Origin of the sequence: Muricoccus nepalensis, assembly GCF_006438825.1 — a bacterium.
Taxonomy (GTDB): Bacteria; Pseudomonadota; Alphaproteobacteria; order Acetobacterales; family Acetobacteraceae; genus Roseomonas; species Roseomonas nepalensis.
In genome coordinates this window covers 50,223-71,846 of the sequence record NZ_RCZP01000028.1, presented here as the reverse complement: position 1 = coordinate 71,846, position 21,624 = coordinate 50,223, and the positions used below count along the sequence as shown (strand labels likewise).

Genomic DNA, 21,624 nt, shown 5'->3' with positions numbered 1-21,624 from the left:
TCTGGGGCGGCCTCGGTCACGTCTGCACCTCTCGCCACCGCCCGCTGGGACGGTAGTCCCGCGGCCGCGGGTGGCAGGTCGCGCACCGCCACCCCAGGCGGTCCCCCCACCAGCGCCGTCCTGCACAAGAGGCACAGACGGAGCCGCGGGAGGGTTCGGCAAGGTTGTCGGCCCAGGCGGGCGGACGCCTCATGGCGGCGGCCAGCAGCCCGTCCCGCAGCGGGTCCGGGTCGGTTGGCTTGTAGGCGTGGGGATGGGCCGCGGCGGCGTGGTGCGCGGCGAGGGCGACGGCCTCTGCCCCGTCGTGCTCCCCTGGGTCCGCCACAGCCTCCCGCAGCGCCAGCAGATGGGCAACGTCGTCGCGATGCTGGCGGAGGTCCGTCACCACGTCGGGTGGTGGTGGTCGGTCGGAGGTCATGCGCACGCGGCCGGCGTCGAGGACGAAACGCACCCCCGCCGCCTCGGCACGCGCCAGGACCGACGCGGCGTTCAAAGCTCGGCCTCCCAGGCGCCGGCCGGTGCGTCTTGCGCGGTGGCGGCTCCCGCCGGCCCTTCGTTCGGCCGGCGTCCCTCCGCCGTGACGTGGAGCGAGTAGCGGTCAGGGGAGTGCCGGCCCTCGGGTCGGTGCACCATCAGGGCGTAGCCTCCCGCGCGCGTGCCGGCGAGGTTGCTGATGTAGCGCGCGAGGTATTGCCGCCCCTTGGCTGAGGGGTCGGCCAGCAGCTTCACCGCGTCGGCCAAGCCCGCGACCGTCACCTCGGCGGGGCCATGCGCCGTCCACCACGCGGCGAAAAGCTCGCCTACCATCTGCCGCCGCGGGTCGGCCGCCTTCGCCTCCGCGATGCGGGTGGCCGGATCGGCGCAGCCCAACGCCACCAGTGGGTCGCGGCACCAGCGCGACCAGCGGCCAAAGGAACCCATGGGGCGCCCTCGGGGCAGCGCGTCACCCTCGCGCCGCCCCCACCGCCACAGCGTCAGGGCGGCGGAGAGCAGCCGCGCGCGGTCGGCCAGCGTGTCGGCCACGATGTCGCCCTTGAAGGCCCGGGTTTCTGGGTCCTCCGTCCGCGCGTCGAGCTCCGCAATGAGGAAGCGACGCGCCAAGTCCTCCGACAGCTTCAGCCCGTTGCCCGTGATGGCGACGAAGGCCGAGGGGTTCAGCCGCACCACCACCGACTGCCCGAGGCGCCGCACCTCGGCCGGGCTCTCGGTGATGGCCGAGGCCAGCACGTCGGACTTGAGGGCGGTGGCGTTCAGGTTGTCGAGGAACAGCACGGGGGCCGCGCCGATGAGGGCGGCGGTGAGCCGCTTGTCGAGCTCAGCGGGATCGGCGCCCGCCGTCATGGCGGATGGCGCGGCACCGAAGGCGACGGCGCAGAGGACACGCACCAGCAGGCCCTTACCCGTGCCGGATCCGCTGTAGGGAGGGGCGCGCACCACCAGCGCCGGCGCGAGGTCGAGGGAGGGCCGGCAGACCGCCGTGAGCAGGGCAGCCAGCGCGGCGCTTTCGTCGTTACCGGGCGGCTGCGAGAGGTCCACCACTTCCACCGCCTCGCACGGCCCACGGGTTCGGGGCGCGTCGGCGAAGGCGAAGGTGCGGAGGTGCTGACGCAGGGTGAGCAGCGCCGCCGCCGCGTCCTCCCGCGTCGGCTCGTCGGGCAGCTCGAGGGAAGGGACGGCGCGGCACCACATCCGCGAGCGGGGGTCGTAGCCCTCCACCGCGTGCACCGCGCCGTCATCGTGGAGGAGCGGCGCCGCCGCGATCCCGGCCAGGGGCAGGAGGCCCCAGGCGCCCGGGTCGGCCAGGTAGAGGCGGGCGACGCGGTCGGGCAGGGTGACGGGCACCTCCTGCATGACGCCGCCCTTGCCCTTGGCGTGTTGCCAAGGACGGGTGACGCGGTGCGCCTCCGCCACCACGCCTTCCGGCGTCAGCAGATCCGCGGTCAGCTCGCCCGTCGTCTCGTCGCGGACCAAGCGGACGGGCCGTCCCCGGACGAACAAGTGCGCCGCGCGCCCGAGATGCTGCCCGAGCTCGCGGGCGGTGTCGGGGAGGTCGGCGGCGTCGACGAACAGCCGCGCCCGGCCGCGCTCGTCCGTGTCGGGGCTGGGCTCCGCCGTCTCCGCACGGCGCTTCCGATCAGCCGCCGCCTGGGCGTGTCGGTGCTCCTCCCGCAGCCCGTCGAGATAGGAGACGGGCACACCGTGGCGGGCCGCCATCGCCTTGCGGGCGAGCGCCCACTCGTCGGCGCCCAGCCCGGCCGCCCGCGCCACGTCGTCGCGCAGCGCGGCCAGCGGGTCGGGCTTTGCACCTGCTGTGCCGTCCGGCTTGGTGGCGCCGGCCTCTTCGGCCTCGTCCGCCGTGACGGGCGCCGCCTCCGCCAGCATCGTGCGCAGATTGTCCAGCGTGACGCCGGCCGGCAGCGGGTCCGCCACGTCCCACCCTTCCGGCAGGTCGAGCGGCAGTTCCACGACGGCGACGCGCGCTGCGCCGGCCTTGCAGAGAGCCTCCACGGCGCTCCTGGCGGCCTTTGCCCCGGCTGCGTCGGCATCGGGCCACAAGATCACGCTCCGCCCCGCCAGCGGGGTCCAGTCGGCCCGGCTCACCGCCTCGCTGCCACCCTGCCAAGTCATCACGACGTGCCCGGGGAACAGCTCACGGGCGGCTTCGGCTGCTTTCTCGCCCTCCACCAGCAGCACCGGCGCGTCGGACCGTTCGGCCAGCCAGTCGAGACCGTAGAGCGAGCGCGGCACGGGCGGAGCGCCCCACCGCCAGCGCGTCGCGGTGGCGACGTAGGGCAGCACCTCCTTGCCGTGCGGCGTGTCGAAGCGCGCGACGACGAACAGCAGCGCGCCCGTCTCGTCGCGGTAGGGCCAGACCTGCGCCGGCGTGCCGTGCTCGCGGTGGCGGATCACGGTGGGCAAGGGGATGGGAGCCGGCAGGATGGCGGGCGCCGGCGTGGGGCGTGAGGCGCGAGGTGCGGCGCTTTGCCCGGCTTCCATGTCGGGGAGAGGGGCGAACACGTCGCCCGCGTTGTGCATGCCGTCAGCCATGGGCGGCGCTCCCCAAGCCGAGCATGCGCGCGAGCCCGTGCGCGGCCTCCGCCGGGGGCTTGCCCGTCACGGCCGCGGCGAGCGAGACCGGATCGCCCCCCTTGGCGCCCGCCACCGCGAAGTCTGCCCAGCGCCCGGTGCGGAGGTTCACGCGGAGCGACGATCCCTCGCCACCGCGGAGGCTGGCGCACTCGTACTCGGCTCCCACTACTCGCCCGCCAGGCAGGAGGCGCGCCAGTACGTCCGGCAGCCGCGCCAGGGCGGCGCCGTTGATCGCGGCGAAGTCGGGCGCGTCCGCGATGCGCGCCACCGCCTCCGCCTGCTTGCTCGTCAGCGGCCAGCGCCGCGCCTTGCGCTCCACGTCTTGCAGGAAGGTGCGGGCCTTCGGCGTCAAGTCCGCTCGAGCCAGCGCGCGGGCCAGCATGGCGGCATGATCGGGGCTCAGGGTGCCGGGCACCCCCTTGTTGGGCTGCGGCATTATGCGCGGCCTTCCATGATCGCGAGGGCGGCGAGCGCCGCGCCGATGTTGGGGAAGGCCAGCGGCACGCGCCGGCCGGGGAGGTCGAGAGCGACGCGGGGCTGCCCGTCGGCGTCGCGGAGGTCGTCGCGGATCACGATACGGGCCCGGGCGACAGAGCCGGTGCTCGCCATCGCGTAGGGCTTCGGGGTGGAAGCGCGGCGCTTCATGCCACGCCCCTCCGGCCGGTGGGCGCCGCCTCGGGCAGCGCCGGGGCGTGAGGACCGGCGGGGCTCACCGCGCGCCGTCCTTCTGATCGCGCTGCGTGGCCTCAGCCAGCAGCAGGTTGTGCGTGTGCTCGCCCTCCTCGCCGTCCCGCTTCGGCAGGATCAGCACTCGCAGCCCGCCCAGGCGGCCCATGAGGTAGGGCGCGCCCTTAGCGCTGGCCTTGCGGTAGAGCCGACAGGCCGGCAGCAGGGCGCCGCCCTTCGGGGTGGGGGTGGATTGCTCGCGCATGGGCGCCTCCTTGTGAGGGGCGCGGCATCAGGACTGGCGAAGCGTCGGGGGGTGCGCTACCTATCGGGGGTCGAAGTCTCCAGTTCAGTAGTCGCGTAGAGTTCCCGCAGCCCGCCCGGCCCGTCAGCCGCGGTGGGCTGCTTCGTTTTGGGGGATTGCGTCGGCCGCGCGCGCCTTCGTCCAGGCGTCGGCGGCCTCGGCGGGGATGACGGTCGCCCGCCCGATGCGTCGCTTCGGGAGGTCGCCCGAGGCAACGGCGCGGTGCACGGTGGCGACGTGCACGCCGGCGCGGGTCGCGAGGTCGGCGGGGCGAAAGGCCAGCGCGCTCACGCGGCCTCTCCCACCACCAGGGCACGCAGGGAGGCCGCGTCCACCAGCCGGCGGCCGGCAACCTTCCGCGTCAGCAGCGCGCCGCGCTCGGCGAGCCGCTCGAGGGTACGGACCGACAGGCCGGCGGCGCGCGCTGCGTCCTGCATGGTGTAGGCCAGCGGCGTCGTCTCGCGCTGGCCGGGATCGTCGGGGTTCGGCATCGGCACCTCCGCTTGCGCCGTCAGGGCGCGACAGGTGCCGATCTATCTACAGCGCAGAAACGGGGATGGCGCGCGACTAGTGGTCCGCGCTTTTGCCCGGTGCTGTGTCGCGAGACAGATGGTCCGCGCTTTTCTGCGACCCACTGTCTATGTGTTCCCAGAGCGCAACGGGAGCGAGCAGCCCTTCCAAATCGCTGGCGTCGATCATTAAGGCGGCGATCTCCTTTCTTCGCTCATCCGCCAATCGATCAAGGGCCCGGTCGAGGTGGCGCCGGACTGATTGGAGGTCGATCCGTTTAAAGGGAGAGATCGTCGCCTGGGCCTCCCGCGCAACATCCATCATGTTCAACGGGGGGCCACCCGCTTCCGCCTCTTCGACGTGGCGCCAGTATATCTTGCACAGCTTTCGATCATCGCTGAGACGTCGCGGCCCAGGCACCCCACCACGACCCGTCCGTTTGGAACGCAGCGCCTTGCCGAGTTCCGGCATGCTGCGCACGCCGCGTGCGAGTTCCGCAAGGTAGTCGCCGCCCTGCGGCCCCACTGCTTGGTGAAGCACTAGGGCAGCGTGCATGGCACCATGCAGCGCTGGACGGATCGTTGTCTCCCATGCCGGATCGAGCCGAGCTCGCTCAACAAAGGCTTGCCAGCGGGCGAGCCGCTTTGCCGCTTGTTTGTCAGGCACTCGCACCCTCCGCAGCGCGCTCCGCAGGAAGGGCGGCAGGGCGGCCGGGGCGGAGTGTCCCGGCGCGAGGGGTGGCCACCCCCGCCCTGCCAATGTTGACTGTAGCAAGCGCCACGCCTGCCGCGAGGGCGGCGCTCATGCCCGGGACCGCCGCAGCATCGCGCGCACGGCCGGCGCCTTCATGCCGAGCCGTGCAGCCACGTCCTCGAGCTCGCAGCCCTCGGCCAGCATCCGGCGCGCGACCTGGATGCGGTGCGCCGTCTCCGGGTCCCGCGGCCGCCGCCGGTGGGATGAGCGCAGCCCCGCTCGCCGGGCGCGCATGCGGGCGGCACCGGGGTTGATCCCCAGCGCCTCCCCAAGCCGCCGGTAGGTCGCGCCGGCCGCGAGGGTGGCGTCCATGGTGTCGCGCCAGCTCATGCCGCACCGTCCGCGAACCGCACAAGATCCTCGAGACAGGCGATGGCCAGCCACTCGGCGTTGTCGCTGACCAGAAATTGGCCGTCGCGATCCGTTGTCGCGATGGCGAGCGCGGCCTGAGCCTTCGCGAGCAGGCCGGCCAGCGTGGTAGCGGGGAGCTGGGCGGCGACTTCGGCGGCCTCAAAGGAGATGCCGGCGTAGTGGTCCGCCATCTCCTCGTAGGGCTTTGCTTGCGCCGGTGTGGCATTGATGGGGTAGCAGTAGGACGCCACGCAGGCCTCATGCGCTGCGATCACCTCACCGCACTTCGCAATGAGGGTGGCGTCGCAGAGCCCCGCGGTGCTGCCGGCGCTGTGGGGCAGGGCCGGTGCGCCAGCCAGGGCGGCCAAGCCCCCCAGCAGGTTGCGGCGGGCGGGGCTCATGCCGTCACCTGCACAGCGCGCGGGCGGCGCGGAAAGCGCAGCACCTTGGACGGGGCGCGGTCGGGCGTGAGCGCCGCCGGCTGCGCGCTCTCCTCGTCCGGCTCGGCTTCGCCGTCCTGGTCGGGCTCCATGTCAGCCCGGAAGGCATCGAGGGCGTCCAGCGCCTCGATCACCTCCTCCAACAGCAGCTCGAGCCGCGCGCGGATGGCCGCGTGGTGGGCCTCTCCACTCCCAAATGACGCAGCGTCACGGGCGAGGGTGCGCCCGGCAGTCAGCGTGGTAGGTCTCTTTTCAGCCCGGTCGTTCATGCGAACTAGCCTTCGCGGTGGTCGGCGGGGTTAGGCCGGGGAGGGCGCTGGAACCGCCCCTCCCGGCCGTCCCGCAATGCAGGGGAGCCGCCCCGGCGCGGACGGGCAGGGGCAGGGTGCCCCGGCCAATGACTAGGCCCTCGTCGGCCTCCTCGAGGGCGGGGGAGGCGACAGACCCCCCGATGCCTACCCCGATGACCCCCCCTATGCCTCCGAAGATGAGGCGAGGGGAACCCGCTAGATTAACGCGACAAAACAGGAGGTTACAGGGCACCCCCCTGATGACCCCCGATGACCCCCGATGACTTTCCGGTTCGCGGGCCGCGCCGGGATGCATATGCGTGTGTGTCAGCATGCCGCAGCACCGTCGGCGGAGGATGCGGCCGTGGGAACAGCGCCCGCGGCGTAGACGCCCCACGCCTCCATCAGCGCCCGCCGGCCTTCCAGCATGTCGGAGGCGCGGTAGGCCGCCCAGGCCTTGTTGGCCTCGGCATGCGCCAGCGCCTTCTCCGCGAGCTCCCCGTCTGCCGGGCGCGTGTCGTCCACCCAGGTGCGGAAAGAGCGCCGGAAGCCGTGCGGCACCGCGGGGCGTCCGTCCGTGTCGTGCCACGTCCCGGGCTTCCCATCCGTGCGCCGGTTCATGCGCAGCAGCACCGCCGACAGGGCCGCGTCGGAGAGGGGCTGCCGCGGGTTGGCGGAGGGGAAGATCAGCGCGTCGCCCGCCAGCCGCGCCACTGCATCGAGGCAAGTTGGCGGGACGGGCTGGCCGGTCCGCAGCGCCGCGGCGCGGGCTAGGGCGTCCAGCATCGCGGCCGACAGCGGCACCCGTTGCTCCCGCCCGGTGCCGGCCTTGCCGCCCTTCATGCGGGCGGCGGGGATCGTCCACACACGCCCGGCCACGTCGAGCTCCGACCACTGCGCGCCGCGCACCTCAGCGGATCGCAGCGCCGTCAGCACCAGCAGCCGCAGCGCCAGCGGCGCCACCCCGTCGCAGGCGTCCAGAGCCGCCAGGAAGGCAGGCACACGGCGCCAGGGGAGGGAGGGTTGCTGCTTGGCCGCGGCCGGCGTCGGCAGGGCCTTGGCGAGCCGTAGCGCGCGGCCGGTGGCGGGGTTCGGCAGGATGCGCCGGCCGGTCAGGATCGCGAGGTCGAGGATCATGGCGATCCGCCGCTGCACCTTGATGGAGGTTGCCGGGTGCGAGGCACGGAGCGGCAGAAGGGTGCGGGTCACGTCCTCCCGGGTGATCGTCGCCACCGGCAGGTCGCCCAGCGCCGGGTAGGCGTAGGTGTCCATCGTCCACCGCCAGGAGGCGAGGGTGGCCTGTGAGGTCCAGCCGGGCGACTGCGTGGCGATGTGCACCTCGGCCAGCGCACGGAAGGTGCTGGCGGCGCTCGCCTCCGCCGCGGCCTTCGCCTCGCGTTCCGCCGTCTGGCGGCTGGTGACGGTGGCGCGCCGATGCTCCACGGGGTCGGTGCCGGTGGCGAGGAGGGCGCGAGCTGCCGCCACTGCGTCGCGGGCCGCCTTCAACGACACGGCAGGGTAGGCGCCGAGGCCCATGTCGCGGCGCTGGCCGCGAAGCATGAAGCGGAAGGTCCAGGCCTTCGCGCCGGAGGGGCGCACCTCGAGCAGCAGCCCGTCGCGATCCGTCAGCCGGTAGGTCGTGGCGCGCGGCTTGGCGGCGGCGACGGCACGATCCGAGAGGCTGTTCTGGCGGGACATGTGGGGTGAGGCATCCAGCGGTGTTTGGTCCGTCGCGGACTATGCCACCCCACAATCAACCCCACAACAGGATTGCGCACTTGGGTCGGAGGCTGACGGCTGCTGACGGAGGTTAGGGCGTGGAACCCCCACAAACAGAGCTCTATTGCTCCCTTGTGTGACACCCAGACGGAAGAGTTGGATTTCCCTTGGGGACGCCATCCGGCGTCGGTCTTCCTTCCCCACATCTTATTCTGCGCGCGGCCCCTCGGGGGTTCCGCTGCCCGCCCGGGCACGGGGGCGCGCGGCGGGTAGGCGCGCGCCCGGCGGCTGGGTCCTCGGCCCGGGCCGCAGGGGGTCACGTTGAGTGGCCTGCCCCGCTCCCCTAGGCTCGCCGGCAACAACGGGGCGGAGGGCGCGATGGGCGGTGGCGGGTGGAAGCGGGCGGGGCGCCGCGGGCTGGGCCTCCTGGCCGCGCTGGCGCTCCTCGCGGGCGGGGCCGCGGCGCAGGAAGCCTATCCCGCCCGCCCCATCCAGCTCGTCGTGCCCTACCCGCCCGGCGGCAACACGGACCTGATGGCGCGCGCGCTGCAGCAGTCCCTCTCGCAGGCGCTCAACCAGAGCGTGGTGATCGTCAACCGCGGCGGCGCCTCGGGGACGATCGGCGACGCGGAGGTCGCCCGCGCCCGGCCGGACGGCTACACGATCGGCCTCTCGCCCAACACGCCGCTGACGGCGCAGACGCATCTCGTCCCGCTCAGCTACTCGCTGGGCAGCTTCCGCTTCCTCTGCCTCGTCTACGACAACCCGCAGGTCCTCGTCCTCGGGCGCCAGGCGCCGTTCCGGGACATCGCGGGCATGGTCGCGCTCGGGCGCACGAAGCCGGAGGCGCTCGTCTACGGCTCGCCGGGGCAGGGCAGCACGCAGCACATCCTCATCGCGCGGCTGCTGCGGCGCGCGGGGGTGGAGGCGCTGCACGCGCCCTTCTCGGGCGCGGGGCCGATGGCACAGGCGGCGCTCGGCGGGCAGATCATGGCCTTCGTGGAGAGCCCCTCCATCCCCGTCTCGACCGGCCTGCCCGTCGCGGGCGTCTTCAACGCGGAGCGAATCGCCGCCCTGCCGGAGGTGCCGACCGTGACCGAGGCGGGCTACCCGATCGTGGGCAGCTCGGCCGGGGGGCTCGTCGCGCCGGCCGGGCTGCCGGACGCGATCGCGGCCGTGCTCGAGCGCGCCTGCGGCGAGGCGGTGGCGAGCGAGAGCTTCCGCACCGCGGCCGCGCGCCTCAACTCCGTGCCGAGCTACGCCGGCGGCGCCGCGTTCCGCGAACGCTTCGCGGCCGAGAGCGAGAGCAACCGCCAGGTCCTGCAGGACCTCGGCATGGCCCGCGAGTAGGCATCGAGGCGGCGCCGGGCGCCGCCCTGGATTCGAGGAGGAACGGGGAACCATGCCGACCGGCCGACGCACCGCGCTCTCGCTGCTGCTTGCCGCGCCCTCCCTGGCCCGCGCGCAGGAGGCCTGGCCGGCGCGGCCGGTGGCGATGGTGACGGGCTACGCGCCCGGCGGCCTGACGGACGTCATGACGCGGCTCATCGCCGCGCGGATGTCGCGGGAGCTGGGCCAGCCGGTCGTGGTCGAGAACCGGGTGGGCGGCGCGACCTCGGTGGCCGCGACGGCGGTGGCCCGGGCAGCGCCGGACGGCTACGTCACGCTGATGGGCGCCTCCTCGCTGGCGATCAACCCGACGCTGCAGCCCGCGCTGACGCCGCGCGAGCCGCTGCGCGAGCTGGTGCCGGTCGGCATGGCCTATCGCAGCGCCTTCGTGCTGCACGTCCACCCCGACGTGCCCGCGCGGACGACGGCGGCGTTCATCGCCTACGCGAAGGCGAACCCGGGCCGCGTGAACTTCGGCAGCTCCGGCACCGGGGCGGTCAACCACCTCTGCCTCGAGCTCTTCCGCCGCCGCGCCGGGATCGAGGTGGTGCACGTGCCCTACCGCGGGGGCGCGCCGGCGCTCATCGACCTCCAGGCGGGGCGCATCCAGGCGATGTTCCAGGCGGCGCTGGAGGCGATCCCGGTGATCCGCGACGGGCGGACGCGGCCGCTCGCGGTATCCTCCGCCGCGCGGCTCGCGCTGCTGCCGGAGGTGCCGCCGGTCGCGGACACGCTGCCCGGCTTCGACGCGGTCTTCTGGCAGGGTCTCCTTGTGCCGGTGGGCACGCCGGACGCGGTGGTGGCCCGGCTCTCCGGGGCCCTCCGCGTCGCGACCGAGGACCCCGAGCTCCGCGCGGCCATGGCGGCGCAGGGCGTCGCCGCCGAGACGGGCGACGCGGAGGCGCTGCGGCGGGTGCTGGTCGACGACACCGCGATGTGGGGGCAGCTCATCCGGGAGGCCGACATCCGGCCGGAGTGAGGGGCGCGGGGGGGGGCCTCGACGGCGGCCGCGCCATGGCCGCGACCGGCGACGGGTGGCGGCGGCGGGGCTGGGGGGGCGTGCCCGGCGCGGCCTGGCGCCGGCGCGGGGCGTTCCCGGCCGGCGCTTGCGGGCGCGCCGGTCCTGGCGATGATGCGGCGATGAGACCCCTCCCGACGACGCCGGCCGCATGACCGATCGCGCGGTCCCACCGGCCCCCCACGGCAACCCGCTCCTCGACCCGCTGATCCTCGCGCCGCCGCCAACGGTCGACGCGGGCGCGCTGGCGCGGTCGTTGGAGGCGCGGTGGGGGCTGCGGGGCGTCCTCGTTTCCCTGGGCGGGGAGCGGGACCGGAACTACCGGCTGGACCGCGGGGAGGGGGCGCCCCTGCTGGTGAAGGTCGCGCATCCCGACGAAGACCCGGCGATCACCGACTTCCAGACGGCGGCGCTGCTGCACCTGGAGGCCGCCGGGCCCGGCCTGCCGCTGCCGCGCGTCGTCCGGGCGCGGGACGGGGCGACCTCGGTCCCCTTCGCGGCGGGGGACGGGCGGCCCTGCCGGCTGCGCGTGCTCACCTTCCTGCCGGGGCGGGTGATGGACGCGCCGCTGGCCTCCGCCCGGGCGCTGGGGGATCTGGCGGCGCGGCTGGACCGGGCGCTGGAGGGCTTCGCCCATCCGGCGGACCGGCGGCGGCTCCTCTGGGATATCCGCGAGGCGCCGGCGCTGCGGGACCTGCTCGGCGAGGTCTCGGCGCCGTCGCTGCGCGGTTTGGCGGCGGCGGCGCTGGACCGGTTCGAGGCGGAGGCGGCGGGCGCGCTGGCGGGGCTGCCGGGGACGGTGATCCACAACGACCTGAACCCGCACAACGTGCTCGTCGCGGAGGGGGACCCCGCCGTCCTGGCGGGCATCATCGACTTCGGGGACCTCGTGCGCGCCTCGCGGCTGCAGGAGGTCGCGACGGCCTGCGCCTACCTGCTGGGTCCGGGGGAGGACCCGCTCGCGGGGCCGGCGGCCTTCCTGGCGGGCTACCGCCCGGTGCTGCCGCTGCCGGACGAGGAGGCGCGGCTGCTGCCGGCGCTGATGGCGACGCGCATGGCGATGACGGTGCTGATCACCCACTGGCGGGCGGCGCGGCAGCCGGAGAACGCGGCCTATGTGCTGCGGAACATGCCCCGCGCCCGCGAGGGGCTCGCGCGCCTGGCGCGGCTGCCGGAGGGCGCGGCGGCGGCCTTGATGGGCGGCGGCCGATAGCGGAGGCTCGGCCGGGCCGGCGGGCGCCGTGCCGGGAGAGGGGAGTGAGGGCAGTGCCGGACACCGCGCCGAAGGGCATGGCCATGATCAACGCCTTCGATCCCGGCCGCGCCGAGGGGCTCGGCGCGCGGGAGCGGGCGATGGTGGAGCGCCGGCAGCGGCTGCTCGGCCCGGCCTACCGCCTGTTCTACGAGCGCCCCTTCCACGCCGTGCGTGGGGAGGGCGCTTGGCTCTTCGACGCGGAGGGCGAGCGCTACCTCGACTGCTACAACAACGTCGCCTCCCTCGGCCACGCGCATCCCGTCGTGGTGGAGGCGATCGCGCGGCAGGCGGGGCTGCTGAACACGCACACCCGCTACCTGCACGAGACGGTGCTCGACTACGCGGAGGCGCTGCTGGCGACCTTCCCCGCCTCGCTCGGCCACGTGATGTTCACCTGCACGGGGTCCGAGGCGAACGACCTGGCGCTGCGGATCGCGCGGGCGGCGACGGGCGGGGAGGGGATCGTCGTCACCTCGCTCGCCTATCACGGGGTGACCTCGGCGCTGGCGGAGCTGTCGCCCTCTCTCGGCGAGGGGGTGCCGCTCGGGCGGCACGTCGCGACGGTCGCGCCGCCCGACGCCTACCGGGGCGGCCCGGGGATGCCCGCGCGCTTCGCGGCCGACGTCGCCGCCGCCTTCGCGGGGCTGGCGCGCCACGGCATCCGGCCCTGCGCGCTGCTGGTGGACACGATGTTCACCTCGGACGGCGTCTTCCCCGATCCCCCGGGCTTCCTGGCCGCGGCGGCGGCGGCCGCACGGGCGGCGGGGGCGCTGTTCATCGCCGACGAGGTGCAGCCGGGCTTCGGGCGGACCGGGACGATGTGGGGCTTCGAGCGCCACGGGGTGGAGCCGGACATCGTCACCATGGGCAAGCCCATGGGGAACGGCCACCCGGTGGCGGGGCTGGCGATCCGGCCCTCGCTGCTCGAGCGCTTCGGTGGGCGGGTGCGCTACTTCAACACCTTCGGCGGCAACCCGGTCTCGGCCGCGGCGGGGCTCGCGGTGCTGCGGGTGCTGCGGGAGGAGGGGCTGCCGGCCAACGCGGCGGTGGTGGGGGCGCAGCTGCTCGCGGGCCTCCGGGGGCTGGCCGGTCGGCACGCCGTGATCGGCGACGTCCGGGGGGCGGGGCTTTCCATCGGGGTCGAGCTGGTGCGGGACCGGAGCACGCGCGAGCCCGCCACGGCCGAGACGGCACGGGTGGTGAACGCGCTGCGGGAGCGGCGGGTGCTGATCAGCGCCTCCGGCCCGGGCGCGAACACCCTCAAGATCCGCCCGCCGCTCTGCCTCTCCCGGGAGCAGGCGGACCTGTTCCTCGCGGCGCTGGACGGGGTGCTGGCGGAGGCCTGAGCCGGGGGGCCCGGGCCGCCGCGCGGGGCCGGCGGGCGCCCCCTTCCGGCGGCCGCAACCGATCGCGCCGCCGCGCGTAAGTACCCCCATGTCCGAGCCCTCGCCCCTCTCCCCCCCGGACAGCGCGTTGCTGCGCCTGCTCGGCATGCTGGAGGGGCAGGGCTACCGCTTCGTGACGCCGACGCCGCTCACCCACGCGCGGGTGAACGGGCGGCCGGGGAACGAGGAGGCGCGGGACCTCCGGGACGTCTTCGGCTGGAGCCGTCCGTTTCGCGAGGCCCTGCTGCCCGCGGGGATGCTGGCCCTGTTGGAGGAGGGCGGGGTCCTCGGCCGGGAGGGCGGGCTCTGCCGGAGCCGCGTGCGGGTCTCGGCGCTGGAGGGGGTGCTGTTTCTCCACTCGGCCTACCCGACCACCGGGGCGGACGCCGTCTTCTTCGGGCCCGACACCTACCGCTTCGCCGCCGCCATCAGTGCCGAGCTCCGCGCGCGCGCGGCGCCGGTGCGGCGGGCGGTGGATGTCGGCTGCGGCGCGGGGCCGGGGGGGATCGTCGTCGCCCGCGCCTGCCCGGAGGCCGAGGTGGCGATGGTGGACATCAACGACGCCGCGCTGCGCCTCGCCCGGATCAACGCGGCCTTCGCGGGCGCGGCCCGGGCGCGGGCGGTGAACAGCAACCTGCTGACGGGGGTGGCGGGCGAATTCGACCTCATCGTCGCCAACCCGCCCTATCTCGTGGACCCCGCGAAGCGCGCCTACCGGCACGGGGGCGGGGATCTCGGGGCGGGGCTGTCGCTCGCGATCCTCGACTCGGCGCTGGAGCGTCTTTCGCCGGGCGGAACGCTCGTTCTGTACACCGGTGCCGCTGTCGTGAAGGGCGAGGACCCCTTCCGCTCCGCGGCGGCGGCGCGACTTGCCGGGCGCGGGGAGGAATGGAGCTACCGCGAGATGGACCCCGACGTCTTCGGCGAGGAGCTGGAGGCGGAGGCGTACCGGGAGGCGGACCGCATTGCTGCCGTGGTTCTCACGGTCAACAGGAGGAAATGAAGGATGCCGGAAGGTGGCTTCAACACGGACGCGATGACGCCGGGCGAGATGACGCGGCCGCTCGGCGAGGACGGGCTGCAGCGTAGCCTGGCGGCCTTCAACGAGGAGCGCTTCCGGCCCGGCCTGCCCGAGGGCGACTGGCGACGGGACATCCGGCGGACGGCCGACTGGCTGCTCGAGGAGGGCGAGTTCCTGGAGGAGCGCCGGGCGGCGGTGGCGGCGCGCGCGGCCGAGGCGCCGCGGGACGCGGACGGCTTCGTCGCCTGGTTCGAGGCGCTGGAGCACAACGGCCCCGGCCAGGGCGACCCGCTTTTCCCCTGGCTGGCGGAGAAGGCGACGCGGGAGCAGTTCTGCTGGTTCCTGACCCAGGAGGTCGCGGGCGAGGCGGGCTTCGAGGACTTGGCCGCGATCACCCAGGTGCGGCTGCCGCAGCGGCCGAAGCTCGAGATCGCGAAGAACTACTGGGACGAGATGGGGCGCGGCAATCCGAAGGGGATGCATGGGCCGCTGCTGGAGACGCTGGCGCGGCGCCTCGGCCTCGAGCCGCGGCTCGAGACGACGGTGTGGGAGTCGCTGGCGCTCGCCAACGTCATGGCGGGGCTGGCGGCGAACCGGCGCTACACCTACCAGTCCGTCGGCGCGCTCGGCGTGATCGAGCAGACGGCGCCGAGCCGGGCGGCGCTGGTGGCGAAGGGGCTGAAGCGGCTGGGGGTGCCGGCGGGCGACCGGCACTACTTCGACCTGCACGCGATCCTCGACGTGAAGCACTCGGCGTCCTGGAACGCGGAGGCGATCCACCCGCTGGTGGCCGAGGACCCCTCGGTGGCGCCGGCGATCGCCGAGGGCGCGCTGATGCGGCTGGAATGCGGGGCGGCGTGCTTCGCGCGGTACCGGCGCGAACTGGGAATCTGAGGGGCTGCAACCGGCGGGCGTGGGAATCGCCCGCTTGGCTACCGGCCGCGCAAAAAAGATGGCGGTGCCCGAGGGCACCGCCGAGTTTATAGGAGGAAACGTCCAAGAAAGCAGCAACTTGGCAAACCAGGCTGCTGTGAGAGGGACTATGCAACCTTTGCGGGCATCACGCAAGCGTGATTTCTGATCATTAGATTATTTTCATCTGGCCGACGCCCGGCCGGCGCGTGGCGGCCGGTCAGGCCGCCGCCCGCTCCCGCCGCGGGGCGAGGTCCACCGCCTGCTTGAGCGCCTCCACCAGCGAGCCCTCGTCGGCGATGCCCTTGCCCGCGATGTCGAAGGCGGTGCCGTGGTCGACGGAGGTGCGGATCACCGGCAGGCCGACGGTGATGTTCACGCCGGCCTCCAGCCCCATCACCTTCACGGGGCCGTGGCCCTGGTCGTGGTACATGGCCACCACAAGGTCGAAGTCGCCGCGGGCCGCCCGGAAGAAGAGGGTGTCGGCCGGGAGCGGGCCCTCCACGCGCCAGCCCTTCGCCTGGCAGGCCTTGATGGCGGGGATGATCTTCTCCTCCTCCTCGCCCTGGCCGAAGAGGCCGTTCTCGCCGGCGTGGGGGTTGATGGCGCAGACGCCGATCCGCGGGTCGGCCATGCCGGACTTCACCAGCGTCGCGTGGCCGCGGGCGATGACGCGCTCCACCAGGCCGGGCTCGATCCGCCGGATGGCGTCGATGAGGCCGACATGGGTGGTGACGTGGATGACGCGCAGCTTCGGCGCGACCAGCATCATCGAGACCTCGGGCGTGCCGGTGAGGTGGGCGAGCAGCTCGGTGTGGCCGGGGTACTTGTGGCCGGCCATGTGCAGCGCCTCCTTCGAGAGAGGGGCGGTGCAGATGGCGTCGGCCTCGCCGGCCTCCACGAGGCGGGTCGCCCGCTCGATGTAGCGGTAGGCGGCCTCGCCGGAGGTGGCGGAGAGCTGGCCGAAGGGATGGCCGGCGGGGATGAGGCCGAGGTCGATGCACTCGACCGTGCCGGGGGCGTAGCGGGCCTCGGCGGGGGTGGCGACCGCGTGCACCGCGAGGCCCGTGCGGGTGATGGCGTCGGCCTCGCGCAGCCGCGCCGCGTCGCCGATGACGAGGGGGCGGCACATCGCCTGCACGTCGGCGCGCGCGAGGGCCTTGGTGATGATCTCCGGCCCGATGCCGGAGGCGTCGCCCATGGTGATGGCGACGACGGGGCGGTTGTCCTGGTTCATGGCGCGCTCTCCTGGGGCAGGGCATGCGGCCGCGCGGGGCCGGGGTCGCGCAGCCGGGCGAGGCTGCGCAGGATGGTGCCGGCGTCGCCGAAGGCGCCGGCCTTGGTCATGACGGGGACCTCGAGGGCCCCCTGGGTGACGCCGAGCGGCACGCCGGGCTCGATCTCCTCGAGCAGGCGGATGCCGGTAACGCCGAGATGGCCGAGGAGGGCGCAGGCGGTCTCGCCCCCCGTCGCGAAGAGGGCGCCCATTTGCCGCGCGGCGGGGGCGAGGAGGCTCGCGAGCGCCTCGGCCAGGGCGGCGCCGCCCGCGAGGTCGGCGTCGGGCTCGGCCGCGATCCGCACCAGCGCGTCCCGGCCGGCGGCGAGCGTCACGGCGATGCCTTCGGAGAGCGGCGCCCAGCGGGGGTCGGCGGGGCCGGCGCGCAGGAGGGCGGGCGGGACGTCGAAGGCGGCGGCGCCCTCCTCCTCGGCCCGTCGGGCGGCCAGGCGGGAGGCCTCCGCCACGCTGCCGACGACGACGAGCGCGCCGCCGCGTGGGGCGGGCCGGGCGGGGAGGGAGTCGGGGGCGCCTCCGGGGAGGGCGGCGGCGAGGGCGGCGGCGATGCCGCCGGAGCCGACCCAGAGGGCTTGCTCCGCGAGCGGCAGGCTGGCGCGGGCGAGGGCGTCGAGGTCGCCGGGGAGGACGGCGTCGGCGACGACGGCGTCGAAGCCCGCGGCCAGGGCGTCGCGGAGGGCGGCGGCGAGGGCGGCGTCGCCCGCGCGCAGGAGGTCCAGCGGGAGGTGGCGCGCGGAGAGCCCGGCGGTGCCGAGCACCTCGGCGAGATGGGCGCTGGGGTAGCTGTGGTCCCGCGCCCAGAGGGGGGTGCCCTCGAGCGGCGCGCCGTCGAGGTGGACGCGGCCCGAAACCGTCGTGCGGCCGGTGGCGGGGAAGGCGGGGGCGAGGATGGCGAGCGAGGGGCGCCCGGCCTCGCGCAGCGCGGCGAGGGTGGCGGCGAGCTCCGCCGCGGGCTGGCCGCGAAGGGTCGAGTCGATCTTCTTGATGAGGCCGGCGCCGGGCCGGTGGCGGGCGCGGAGGAGGGCGGCGTGGCGCGCCCCCGCCTCCCCCGGCGGGAGGCGCCGGCTGTCCGCGTCGATGGCGAGCACGTCGGTCTCCCAGCCCGCCTCCACGCCCTGCCAGCCGACCGAGGCCGTGAGGCCGCGGCGGGCGAAGGCGATGGCGCAGTCGGCGGCGCCGGTGAGGTCGTCGGCGAGGATGAGCCAGCGGGACGTCATTCGGCGGGGGCCCCCTGCGGCGAGGCGACGGGCCTAGGGCCGAAGCGGCTGGCCGTCCAGGCCGTGAGCAGGGGGACGAGGACGGTGGTGACGATGACCGCGGCCGCGACGAGGATCGTCGCGTGGGCGGCGGCCGGGGCGTAGACGGGGTTGGCCGCGGCGACGATGGCCGGCACCGCCGCCGCGTTGCCCGCGGTGGAGGCGGCGGCGACCCCGGCGACGCCCGATCCCCCGGTGGCGCGGTCCGCGAGGAAGAGGGGGATGCCGGTCACGACCACGACGGCGACGCCGAGCCCGAGGCCGAGCAGCCCGGCCTGCCAGACCTTGGCGAGGTCCAGCCCGCTGCCGAGGGCGAAGGCGAAGAAGGGGATCATCACGGGGATGGCGCGGCTGAGGAAGTCGCGCATGTCGCGGTCGAGGTTGCCGAGGATCATGCCGACGACGAGCGGCAGGATGGAGCCGACGAGGGTGGGCCAGGGAAAGGCCGAGAGCCCCGCGACGCCGAGCGTGACCATGGTGAGGAAGGGGCCGGATTCGAGCGTCATCACCGTGTAGGCGCCGACGTCCCGCGGTTCGCCGTACTGGCCCATCAGCGCCATGTAGAGGCCGCCGTTGGTGTCGTTCATGGCGGCGACGATCGCGAGGGTGGAGAGGCCCGCGAAGAGGCCGGCCTCGACCGGCGCCTCGCCCAGGATGCGGCCGAAGACGACGCCGAGCACGATCGCGATGCCGATCTTCACCCCGAAGAGGGTGCCGCCCTTCTTGAGGATGTAGGGCGTCGCCTTGAAGTCGATGCTCGCGCCCATGCAGACGTAGAAGACCGCGAGGATGGTGAGGGCGCCGGAGAAGAGCGCGCCGGTGAAGGAGCCGAAGAACTTCGGCGTGTCCGGGAAGAAGGTGGCGATGAGCGCGCCGAGGGCGAGGGGCACGACCATCATGCCGCCGGGCACGCGCTCGATGGCGCGCTTGATGGGGATCTGCATGGGTGTCCTCCCGTGGCGCGCGGGCCGGCGCCTCCGGGGACAACGCGCGGCGGGCGGGGGTGCTTCCACCGGTTGGAACGGAAGCCCGGTTTTCGCCCGGGGGTGGGCGCGGCTACTCGATGGCGATGTTCCGCTCGCGCAGGACGCGGGTCCAGAGCGCCACCTCGCGGGCGACGGTGTCGCCGAAGGGGGCGGCGCGCCCGTCCGGGACCGCAGCGCCGCTCTCCTCCAGGCGCCGGCGGTAGGCCTCGCCGGCGGCGGCCGCGGCGAGGGCGGCCTGCATGGCGGCCAGCGCGTCCCGCGGGGTGCCGCGCGGGGCCATGAGGCCGAACCAGGTGCCCTCGGCGAAGTCGATCCCCTGCTCCCGCGCGCTGGGCACGTCGGGCAGGGCGGGGATGCGGGGGCCGGGGGTGCTGACGGCGATCGGCTTGAGGGCGCCGCCGCGGATCTGCCCGGCGACGGTCGGGAAGACCGGCAGCATGACCTGCACCTGCCCGGCGACGAGGTCCGTCGCGGCCTGGGCCATGCCGCGGTAGCTGACGTGGTTCAGCCGCATCCCCGTCGCGGCCTGGAGAAGCTCGGTCTGGAGGTGGGTGACGCTGCCGATGCCGTTGCTGCCGTAGAAGAGGGCGCCCGGGCGGGCCTTGGCGAAGTCGACGAAGCCCTTGAGGTCGTTCACGGGCAGGCCGGGGTTCACGACAACGATCGGGGCGTATTGCGCGAGGGGCCAGACGGCCTCGAGGTCGCGCGCCAGGCTGAAGCCGATGTCGCGCCCGGCGGCGGCGGCGATGGGGAGGGAGTTGTCCATCACGAGCAGGGTGGTGGCGTCGGGGGCCGCGCGGGCGGCGGCCTGCCAGCCGACGGCGCCGCTGCCGCCGGTGCGGTTCTCGACGACGAAGCTGTTGCCCGTGACCTCCTGCAGGCGCTGGGCGAGGCCGCGCGCGAGGAAGTCCGCGGTGCCGCCGGGGGCGAGGGTGACCACGAGGCGCACCGGCTTGTCGGAGGGCCAGGGCGCCTGCGCGCGGGCGCGGCGGGGCAGGAGGGCGGGCGCGGCCAGCAGCAGCGCCGCGGCGCGGCGGGTGAGGGGGCCGGGTCGTGCCGGGGGCGGCGCGGCCTCGGGGCGCCGGTCGTGCTGGTCGGGCATTCGCCTCGTTCCTCCCTCGCTGCCTGTCCTGGCCGGTGGTCAGTCGCGCCGCGGTTCCCGCGTGAGGGCGGAGGCCATGGCGGGGGCGTAGCCGGGGGCCACGCGGGCGTCGATGAGGGCCGCGCCGCCGGCCTCCACATGGGCGACGGCGCGGGCGAGGGCCTCGTTCAGCGCCGCCTCGGTCCCGACCGGGCCGATGCCGAGCAGGCCGAGGCCCTCGGCGAGCTTCGCGAAGTCGGGGTCGGGGTCCGAGATGGCCTGGCCCACCCACTTGTTCTCGACGGGGCGCCCGCGCTCCTTTGCCACGCGCTCCTGATGGACCTCGTCGTTGAAGAAGGAGCGGTTGTTGGAGACGACGACGAGCAGCGGCACGCGGTAGTGGGCGGCGGTCCAGAGGGCGGAGAGGCCCATCATCGTGTCGCCGTCGCCGAGCACCGCGACGGGCAGGCGGCCGGTGCCGCGGAGCGCCAGCGCCGCGCCGACAGCCATGCCCGGGCCGCTGCCGATGCCGCCGCCGCCGTCCTGGCCGAGGTAGTCGAGGGGGTGGGCGAAATGCCAGAGCGCGCCGTCCCAGCCGAGGGGGAGGCGGATGAGGGTGACCTCCCGCCCCGCGGTGGCGCGGCGCAGCGCGGCGGCGAGGCCGGGGATGGCGAGGGGGCCGGGGGCGGCGGGCGCCGCCGGGGCCTCGGCCACGACGAAGGGGGGCGGCGTTGCCCTGGCCGGCAGGGCCGCGAGGAGGGCGGCGACGACGGGGTCGGGCTCGTTGTCGAAGTAGAGGTCGGCCGGGGGCAGGCCGCCGTGGTCGAAGCTCCAGCCGTTGTGCAGGCGCGCGTCGGGCGAGACCTGGATGATGCGGGGGCCCGCTTCCTCGGCGCCGGCGGCGCGGAGGGTGCCGCCGAGGTCCACCCAGTCGAGGGCGAGGATCACGTCGGCCTCCCGCATGGCGGCCTGCAGGCTCGGCGCCGCGAAGGTGCCGGGCGGGCCGACATGCAGGGGGTGGCCGGTCGGGAAGGTGGCGGGAAGCTTGAGGTCGGTCGCGACCCGCGCGCCCAGGCGCTCGGCGAGCCGGACCCGCGCCTCCCACGCCGCGGGGGAGCGGCCGGTGCGACCCATGAGGATGAGGGGGCTGGCGGCGCGAAGGAGGAGGTCCGCCGCGCGGGCGAGGAGGTCGGGCGCCGGCGCCGCGGCGGGCGGGGCGGCGTAGCGGGCGACGTCCGGCGGGGCGGGCAGGTGGTCGAGCGGCTGCTCCTGCAGCGCGGCGTCGAGGTTGACGTAGACGGGGCCGCAGGGCGCGCTCGCCATGATCTGGGCGGCGCGCAGCAGCGCCTCCCGCGCGGCGGGGACGGAGGCAGGCTGGGCGTCCCACTTCGTGTAGTGGCGGATCAGCGCGCCCTGGTCCTGGGCGGTGTGGATCCAGTCGATCCAGGGGCGGCGGCGCGCGGCGTCCACCGGGCCGGTGGCGCCGAGGACGAGGACGGGCACGCGGTCGCACCAGGCGTTGTAGATGGCCATGGTGCCGTGCATGAGGCCGACGTTGCTGTGCAGCGCGGCCGCGATGGGTCGGCCGGACGCCTTGTAGTAGCCGTGCGCGAGGGCGACCGCGTGCTCCTCGTGCAGGCAGACGAGCATCTGCGGCGCGGTGTTGCCGAGGCGGTTGACGAGGCTGTCGTGCAGGCCGCGGTAGCTGGCGCCAGGGTTGAGCGCGACGAAGGGGATCTCGAGCGCGCGCAGCACGTCGGCGATGGCGTCGCTGCCCCAGGCGCGGTTATCGGCGGGGGCGGCGGGGACGGGGCGGTCCATCGCCTCAGCCCGCGCGGCGCCCCTCACGGCCTCCGGCTCGTCGCGCGGCATGTGCCCTCTCCCCCTCTGCTGGCCGCAGCCTA

23 protein-coding genes are annotated in these 21,624 nt (G+C 75.0%); 6 read left to right on the top strand and 17 right to left on the bottom strand.

The window, feature by feature from the left end; translation table 11 throughout:
- Window positions 1–16 precede the first annotated feature (16 nt).
- From EAH89_RS21500 to EAH89_RS21445, 12 genes are all read right to left on the bottom strand, one after another.
- Window positions 17–493 carry a hypothetical protein gene (locus tag EAH89_RS21500; protein WP_140885765.1) on the bottom strand — a complete coding sequence of 159 codons (477 nt, stop codon included), beginning with the start codon at window positions 491–493 and terminating at the stop codon, window positions 17–19.
- Window positions 490–3,048, bottom strand: coding sequence for a DUF6371 domain-containing protein (locus EAH89_RS21495; RefSeq protein ID WP_140885764.1), 2,559 nt, complete (start codon window positions 3,046–3,048; stop codon window positions 490–492). The genes EAH89_RS21500 and EAH89_RS21495 overlap by 4 nt, the downstream gene beginning before the upstream one ends.
- Window positions 3,041–3,526: a hypothetical protein gene (locus EAH89_RS32710; protein WP_241667138.1), complete on the bottom strand. Its 486-nt coding sequence runs from the start codon at window positions 3,524–3,526 to the stop codon at window positions 3,041–3,043. The genes EAH89_RS21495 and EAH89_RS32710 overlap by 8 nt, the downstream gene beginning before the upstream one ends.
- On the bottom strand, window positions 3,526–3,735 hold the full coding sequence (locus tag EAH89_RS21485; protein WP_140885763.1) for a hypothetical protein: 210 nt from the start codon (window positions 3,733–3,735) through the stop codon (window positions 3,526–3,528). Before EAH89_RS21485 ends, EAH89_RS32710 begins: the two co-directional genes overlap by 1 nt.
- A gap of 64 nt (window positions 3,736–3,799) precedes the next feature.
- Window positions 3,800–4,021 carry a hypothetical protein gene (locus EAH89_RS21480; protein ID WP_140885762.1) on the bottom strand — a complete coding sequence of 74 codons (222 nt, stop codon included), beginning with the start codon at window positions 4,019–4,021 and terminating at the stop codon, window positions 3,800–3,802.
- Window positions 4,022–4,144: 123 nt separating this feature from the next.
- Window positions 4,145–4,351: a helix-turn-helix domain-containing protein gene (locus tag EAH89_RS21475; protein ID WP_140885761.1), complete on the bottom strand. Its 207-nt coding sequence runs from the start codon at window positions 4,349–4,351 to the stop codon at window positions 4,145–4,147.
- Window positions 4,348–4,551: a helix-turn-helix domain-containing protein gene (locus tag EAH89_RS21470; protein WP_140885760.1), complete on the bottom strand. Its 204-nt coding sequence runs from the start codon at window positions 4,549–4,551 to the stop codon at window positions 4,348–4,350. Before EAH89_RS21470 ends, EAH89_RS21475 begins: the two co-directional genes overlap by 4 nt.
- Before the next feature lie 76 nt (window positions 4,552–4,627).
- Window positions 4,628–5,236 (bottom strand): hypothetical protein, encoded by a 609-nt coding sequence (locus EAH89_RS21465; protein ID WP_140885759.1) that lies wholly within the window; start codon window positions 5,234–5,236, stop codon window positions 4,628–4,630.
- A 135-nt stretch (window positions 5,237–5,371) separates the two neighbouring features.
- Entirely contained in the window at window positions 5,372–5,653 is a 282-nt protein-coding gene (locus EAH89_RS21460) for a hypothetical protein (protein ID WP_140885758.1), read from the bottom strand.
- A complete protein-coding gene (locus EAH89_RS21455) occupies window positions 5,650–6,075 on the bottom strand; it encodes a hypothetical protein (RefSeq protein ID WP_140885757.1) in 426 nt (141 codons plus the stop codon). The genes EAH89_RS21460 and EAH89_RS21455 overlap by 4 nt, the downstream gene beginning before the upstream one ends.
- Window positions 6,072–6,383 (bottom strand): hypothetical protein, encoded by a 312-nt coding sequence (locus EAH89_RS21450; RefSeq protein ID WP_140885756.1) that lies wholly within the window; start codon window positions 6,381–6,383, stop codon window positions 6,072–6,074. The genes EAH89_RS21455 and EAH89_RS21450 overlap by 4 nt, the downstream gene beginning before the upstream one ends.
- Window positions 6,384–6,731: 348 nt before the next feature.
- Entirely contained in the window at window positions 6,732–8,102 is a 1,371-nt protein-coding gene (locus EAH89_RS21445) for a tyrosine-type recombinase/integrase (RefSeq protein WP_140885755.1), read from the bottom strand.
- A gap of 342 nt (window positions 8,103–8,444) precedes the next feature.
- Here EAH89_RS21445 and EAH89_RS21440 point away from each other — a divergent pair, with 342 nt between their 5' ends.
- The 6 genes from EAH89_RS21440 to EAH89_RS21415 all read left to right on the top strand — a co-directional run bounded on the left by EAH89_RS21440 (window position 8,445) and on the right by EAH89_RS21415 (window position 15,085).
- Window positions 8,445–9,473, top strand: coding sequence for a tripartite tricarboxylate transporter substrate binding protein (locus EAH89_RS21440; RefSeq protein WP_140885754.1), 1,029 nt, complete (start codon window positions 8,445–8,447; stop codon window positions 9,471–9,473).
- Between the two features lie 52 nt (window positions 9,474–9,525).
- Window positions 9,526–10,491 (top strand): Bug family tripartite tricarboxylate transporter substrate binding protein, encoded by a 966-nt coding sequence (locus EAH89_RS21435; protein WP_140885753.1) that lies wholly within the window; start codon window positions 9,526–9,528, stop codon window positions 10,489–10,491.
- A gap of 190 nt (window positions 10,492–10,681) precedes the next feature.
- Window positions 10,682–11,743, top strand: coding sequence for a phosphotransferase (locus EAH89_RS21430; protein WP_140885752.1), 1,062 nt, complete (start codon window positions 10,682–10,684; stop codon window positions 11,741–11,743).
- Window positions 11,744–11,826: 83 nt separating this feature from the next.
- Entirely contained in the window at window positions 11,827–13,131 is a 1,305-nt protein-coding gene (locus EAH89_RS21425) for an aspartate aminotransferase family protein (RefSeq protein ID WP_456306520.1), read from the top strand.
- Window positions 13,132–13,219: 88 nt separating this feature from the next.
- Window positions 13,220–14,173 (top strand): methyltransferase, encoded by a 954-nt coding sequence (locus EAH89_RS21420; protein ID WP_140885751.1) that lies wholly within the window; start codon window positions 13,220–13,222, stop codon window positions 14,171–14,173.
- Window positions 14,174–14,176: 3 nt separating this feature from the next.
- Window positions 14,177–15,085, top strand: coding sequence for an iron-containing redox enzyme family protein (locus EAH89_RS21415; RefSeq protein WP_241667137.1), 909 nt, complete (start codon window positions 14,177–14,179; stop codon window positions 15,083–15,085).
- A 238-nt stretch (window positions 15,086–15,323) separates the two neighbouring features.
- Here EAH89_RS21415 and pdxA read toward each other — a convergent pair whose 3' ends face one another.
- The 5 genes from pdxA to EAH89_RS21390 form a co-directional block, all read right to left on the bottom strand.
- Window positions 15,324–16,340, bottom strand: coding sequence for a 4-hydroxythreonine-4-phosphate dehydrogenase PdxA (gene pdxA, locus EAH89_RS21410; protein WP_140885750.1), 1,017 nt, complete (start codon window positions 16,338–16,340; stop codon window positions 15,324–15,326).
- The gene (locus tag EAH89_RS21405; RefSeq protein WP_140885749.1) at window positions 16,337–17,614 is read right to left on the bottom strand and encodes a four-carbon acid sugar kinase family protein; all 1,278 of its coding nucleotides are present in this window, start codon (window positions 17,612–17,614) and stop codon (window positions 16,337–16,339) included. Before EAH89_RS21405 ends, pdxA begins: the two co-directional genes overlap by 4 nt.
- Entirely contained in the window at window positions 17,611–18,597 is a 987-nt protein-coding gene (locus tag EAH89_RS21400; protein ID WP_140885748.1) for a 2-keto-3-deoxygluconate permease, read from the bottom strand. Before EAH89_RS21400 ends, EAH89_RS21405 begins: the two co-directional genes overlap by 4 nt.
- A gap of 112 nt (window positions 18,598–18,709) precedes the next feature.
- A complete protein-coding gene (locus EAH89_RS21395) occupies window positions 18,710–19,741 on the bottom strand; it encodes a Bug family tripartite tricarboxylate transporter substrate binding protein (protein WP_140885747.1) in 1,032 nt (343 codons plus the stop codon).
- A 39-nt stretch (window positions 19,742–19,780) separates the two neighbouring features.
- Window positions 19,781–21,592 carry a thiamine pyrophosphate-dependent enzyme gene (locus tag EAH89_RS21390; protein WP_241667136.1) on the bottom strand — a complete coding sequence of 604 codons (1,812 nt, stop codon included), beginning with the start codon at window positions 21,590–21,592 and terminating at the stop codon, window positions 19,781–19,783.
- Between the last annotated feature and the right edge of the window lie 32 nt (window positions 21,593–21,624).

What these genes read in the sequence shown, in the direction of transcription:
- EAH89_RS21495 (WP_140885764.1), bottom strand. Translation starts at nt 3,048, where the DNA reads ATGGCTGACGGCATGCACAACGCGGGCGACGTGTTCGCCCCTCTCCCC.
- EAH89_RS32710 (WP_241667138.1), bottom strand. Translation starts at nt 3,526, where the DNA reads ATGCCGCAGCCCAACAAGGGGGTGCCCGGCACCCTGAGCCCCGATCAT.
- EAH89_RS21485 (WP_140885763.1), bottom strand. Translation starts at nt 3,735, where the DNA reads ATGAAGCGCCGCGCTTCCACCCCGAAGCCCTACGCGATGGCGAGCACC.
- EAH89_RS21480 (WP_140885762.1), bottom strand. Translation starts at nt 4,021, where the DNA reads ATGCGCGAGCAATCCACCCCCACCCCGAAGGGCGGCGCCCTGCTGCCG.
- EAH89_RS21470 (WP_140885760.1), bottom strand. Translation starts at nt 4,551, where the DNA reads ATGCCGAACCCCGACGATCCCGGCCAGCGCGAGACGACGCCGCTGGCC.
- EAH89_RS21460 (WP_140885758.1), bottom strand. Translation starts at nt 5,653, where the DNA reads ATGAGCTGGCGCGACACCATGGACGCCACCCTCGCGGCCGGCGCGACC.
- EAH89_RS21455 (WP_140885757.1), bottom strand. Translation starts at nt 6,075, where the DNA reads ATGAGCCCCGCCCGCCGCAACCTGCTGGGGGGCTTGGCCGCCCTGGCT.
- EAH89_RS21450 (WP_140885756.1), bottom strand. Translation starts at nt 6,383, where the DNA reads ATGAACGACCGGGCTGAAAAGAGACCTACCACGCTGACTGCCGGGCGC.
- EAH89_RS21445 (WP_140885755.1), bottom strand. Translation starts at nt 8,102, where the DNA reads ATGTCCCGCCAGAACAGCCTCTCGGATCGTGCCGTCGCCGCCGCCAAG.
- EAH89_RS21435 (WP_140885753.1), top strand. Translation starts at nt 9,526, where the DNA reads ATGCCGACCGGCCGACGCACCGCGCTCTCGCTGCTGCTTGCCGCGCCC.
- EAH89_RS21430 (WP_140885752.1), top strand. Translation starts at nt 10,682, where the DNA reads ATGACCGATCGCGCGGTCCCACCGGCCCCCCACGGCAACCCGCTCCTC.
- EAH89_RS21425 (WP_456306520.1), top strand. Translation starts at nt 11,827, where the DNA reads ATGATCAACGCCTTCGATCCCGGCCGCGCCGAGGGGCTCGGCGCGCGG.
- EAH89_RS21420 (WP_140885751.1), top strand. Translation starts at nt 13,220, where the DNA reads ATGTCCGAGCCCTCGCCCCTCTCCCCCCCGGACAGCGCGTTGCTGCGC.
- EAH89_RS21415 (WP_241667137.1), top strand. Translation starts at nt 14,177, where the DNA reads ATGCCGGAAGGTGGCTTCAACACGGACGCGATGACGCCGGGCGAGATG.
- pdxA (WP_140885750.1), bottom strand. Translation starts at nt 16,340, where the DNA reads ATGAACCAGGACAACCGCCCCGTCGTCGCCATCACCATGGGCGACGCC.
- EAH89_RS21405 (WP_140885749.1), bottom strand. Translation starts at nt 17,614, where the DNA reads ATGACGTCCCGCTGGCTCATCCTCGCCGACGACCTCACCGGCGCCGCC.
- EAH89_RS21400 (WP_140885748.1), bottom strand. Translation starts at nt 18,597, where the DNA reads ATGCAGATCCCCATCAAGCGCGCCATCGAGCGCGTGCCCGGCGGCATG.
- EAH89_RS21395 (WP_140885747.1), bottom strand. Translation starts at nt 19,741, where the DNA reads ATGCCCGACCAGCACGACCGGCGCCCCGAGGCCGCGCCGCCCCCGGCA.
- EAH89_RS21390 (WP_241667136.1), bottom strand. Translation starts at nt 21,592, where the DNA reads ATGCCGCGCGACGAGCCGGAGGCCGTGAGGGGCGCCGCGCGGGCTGAG.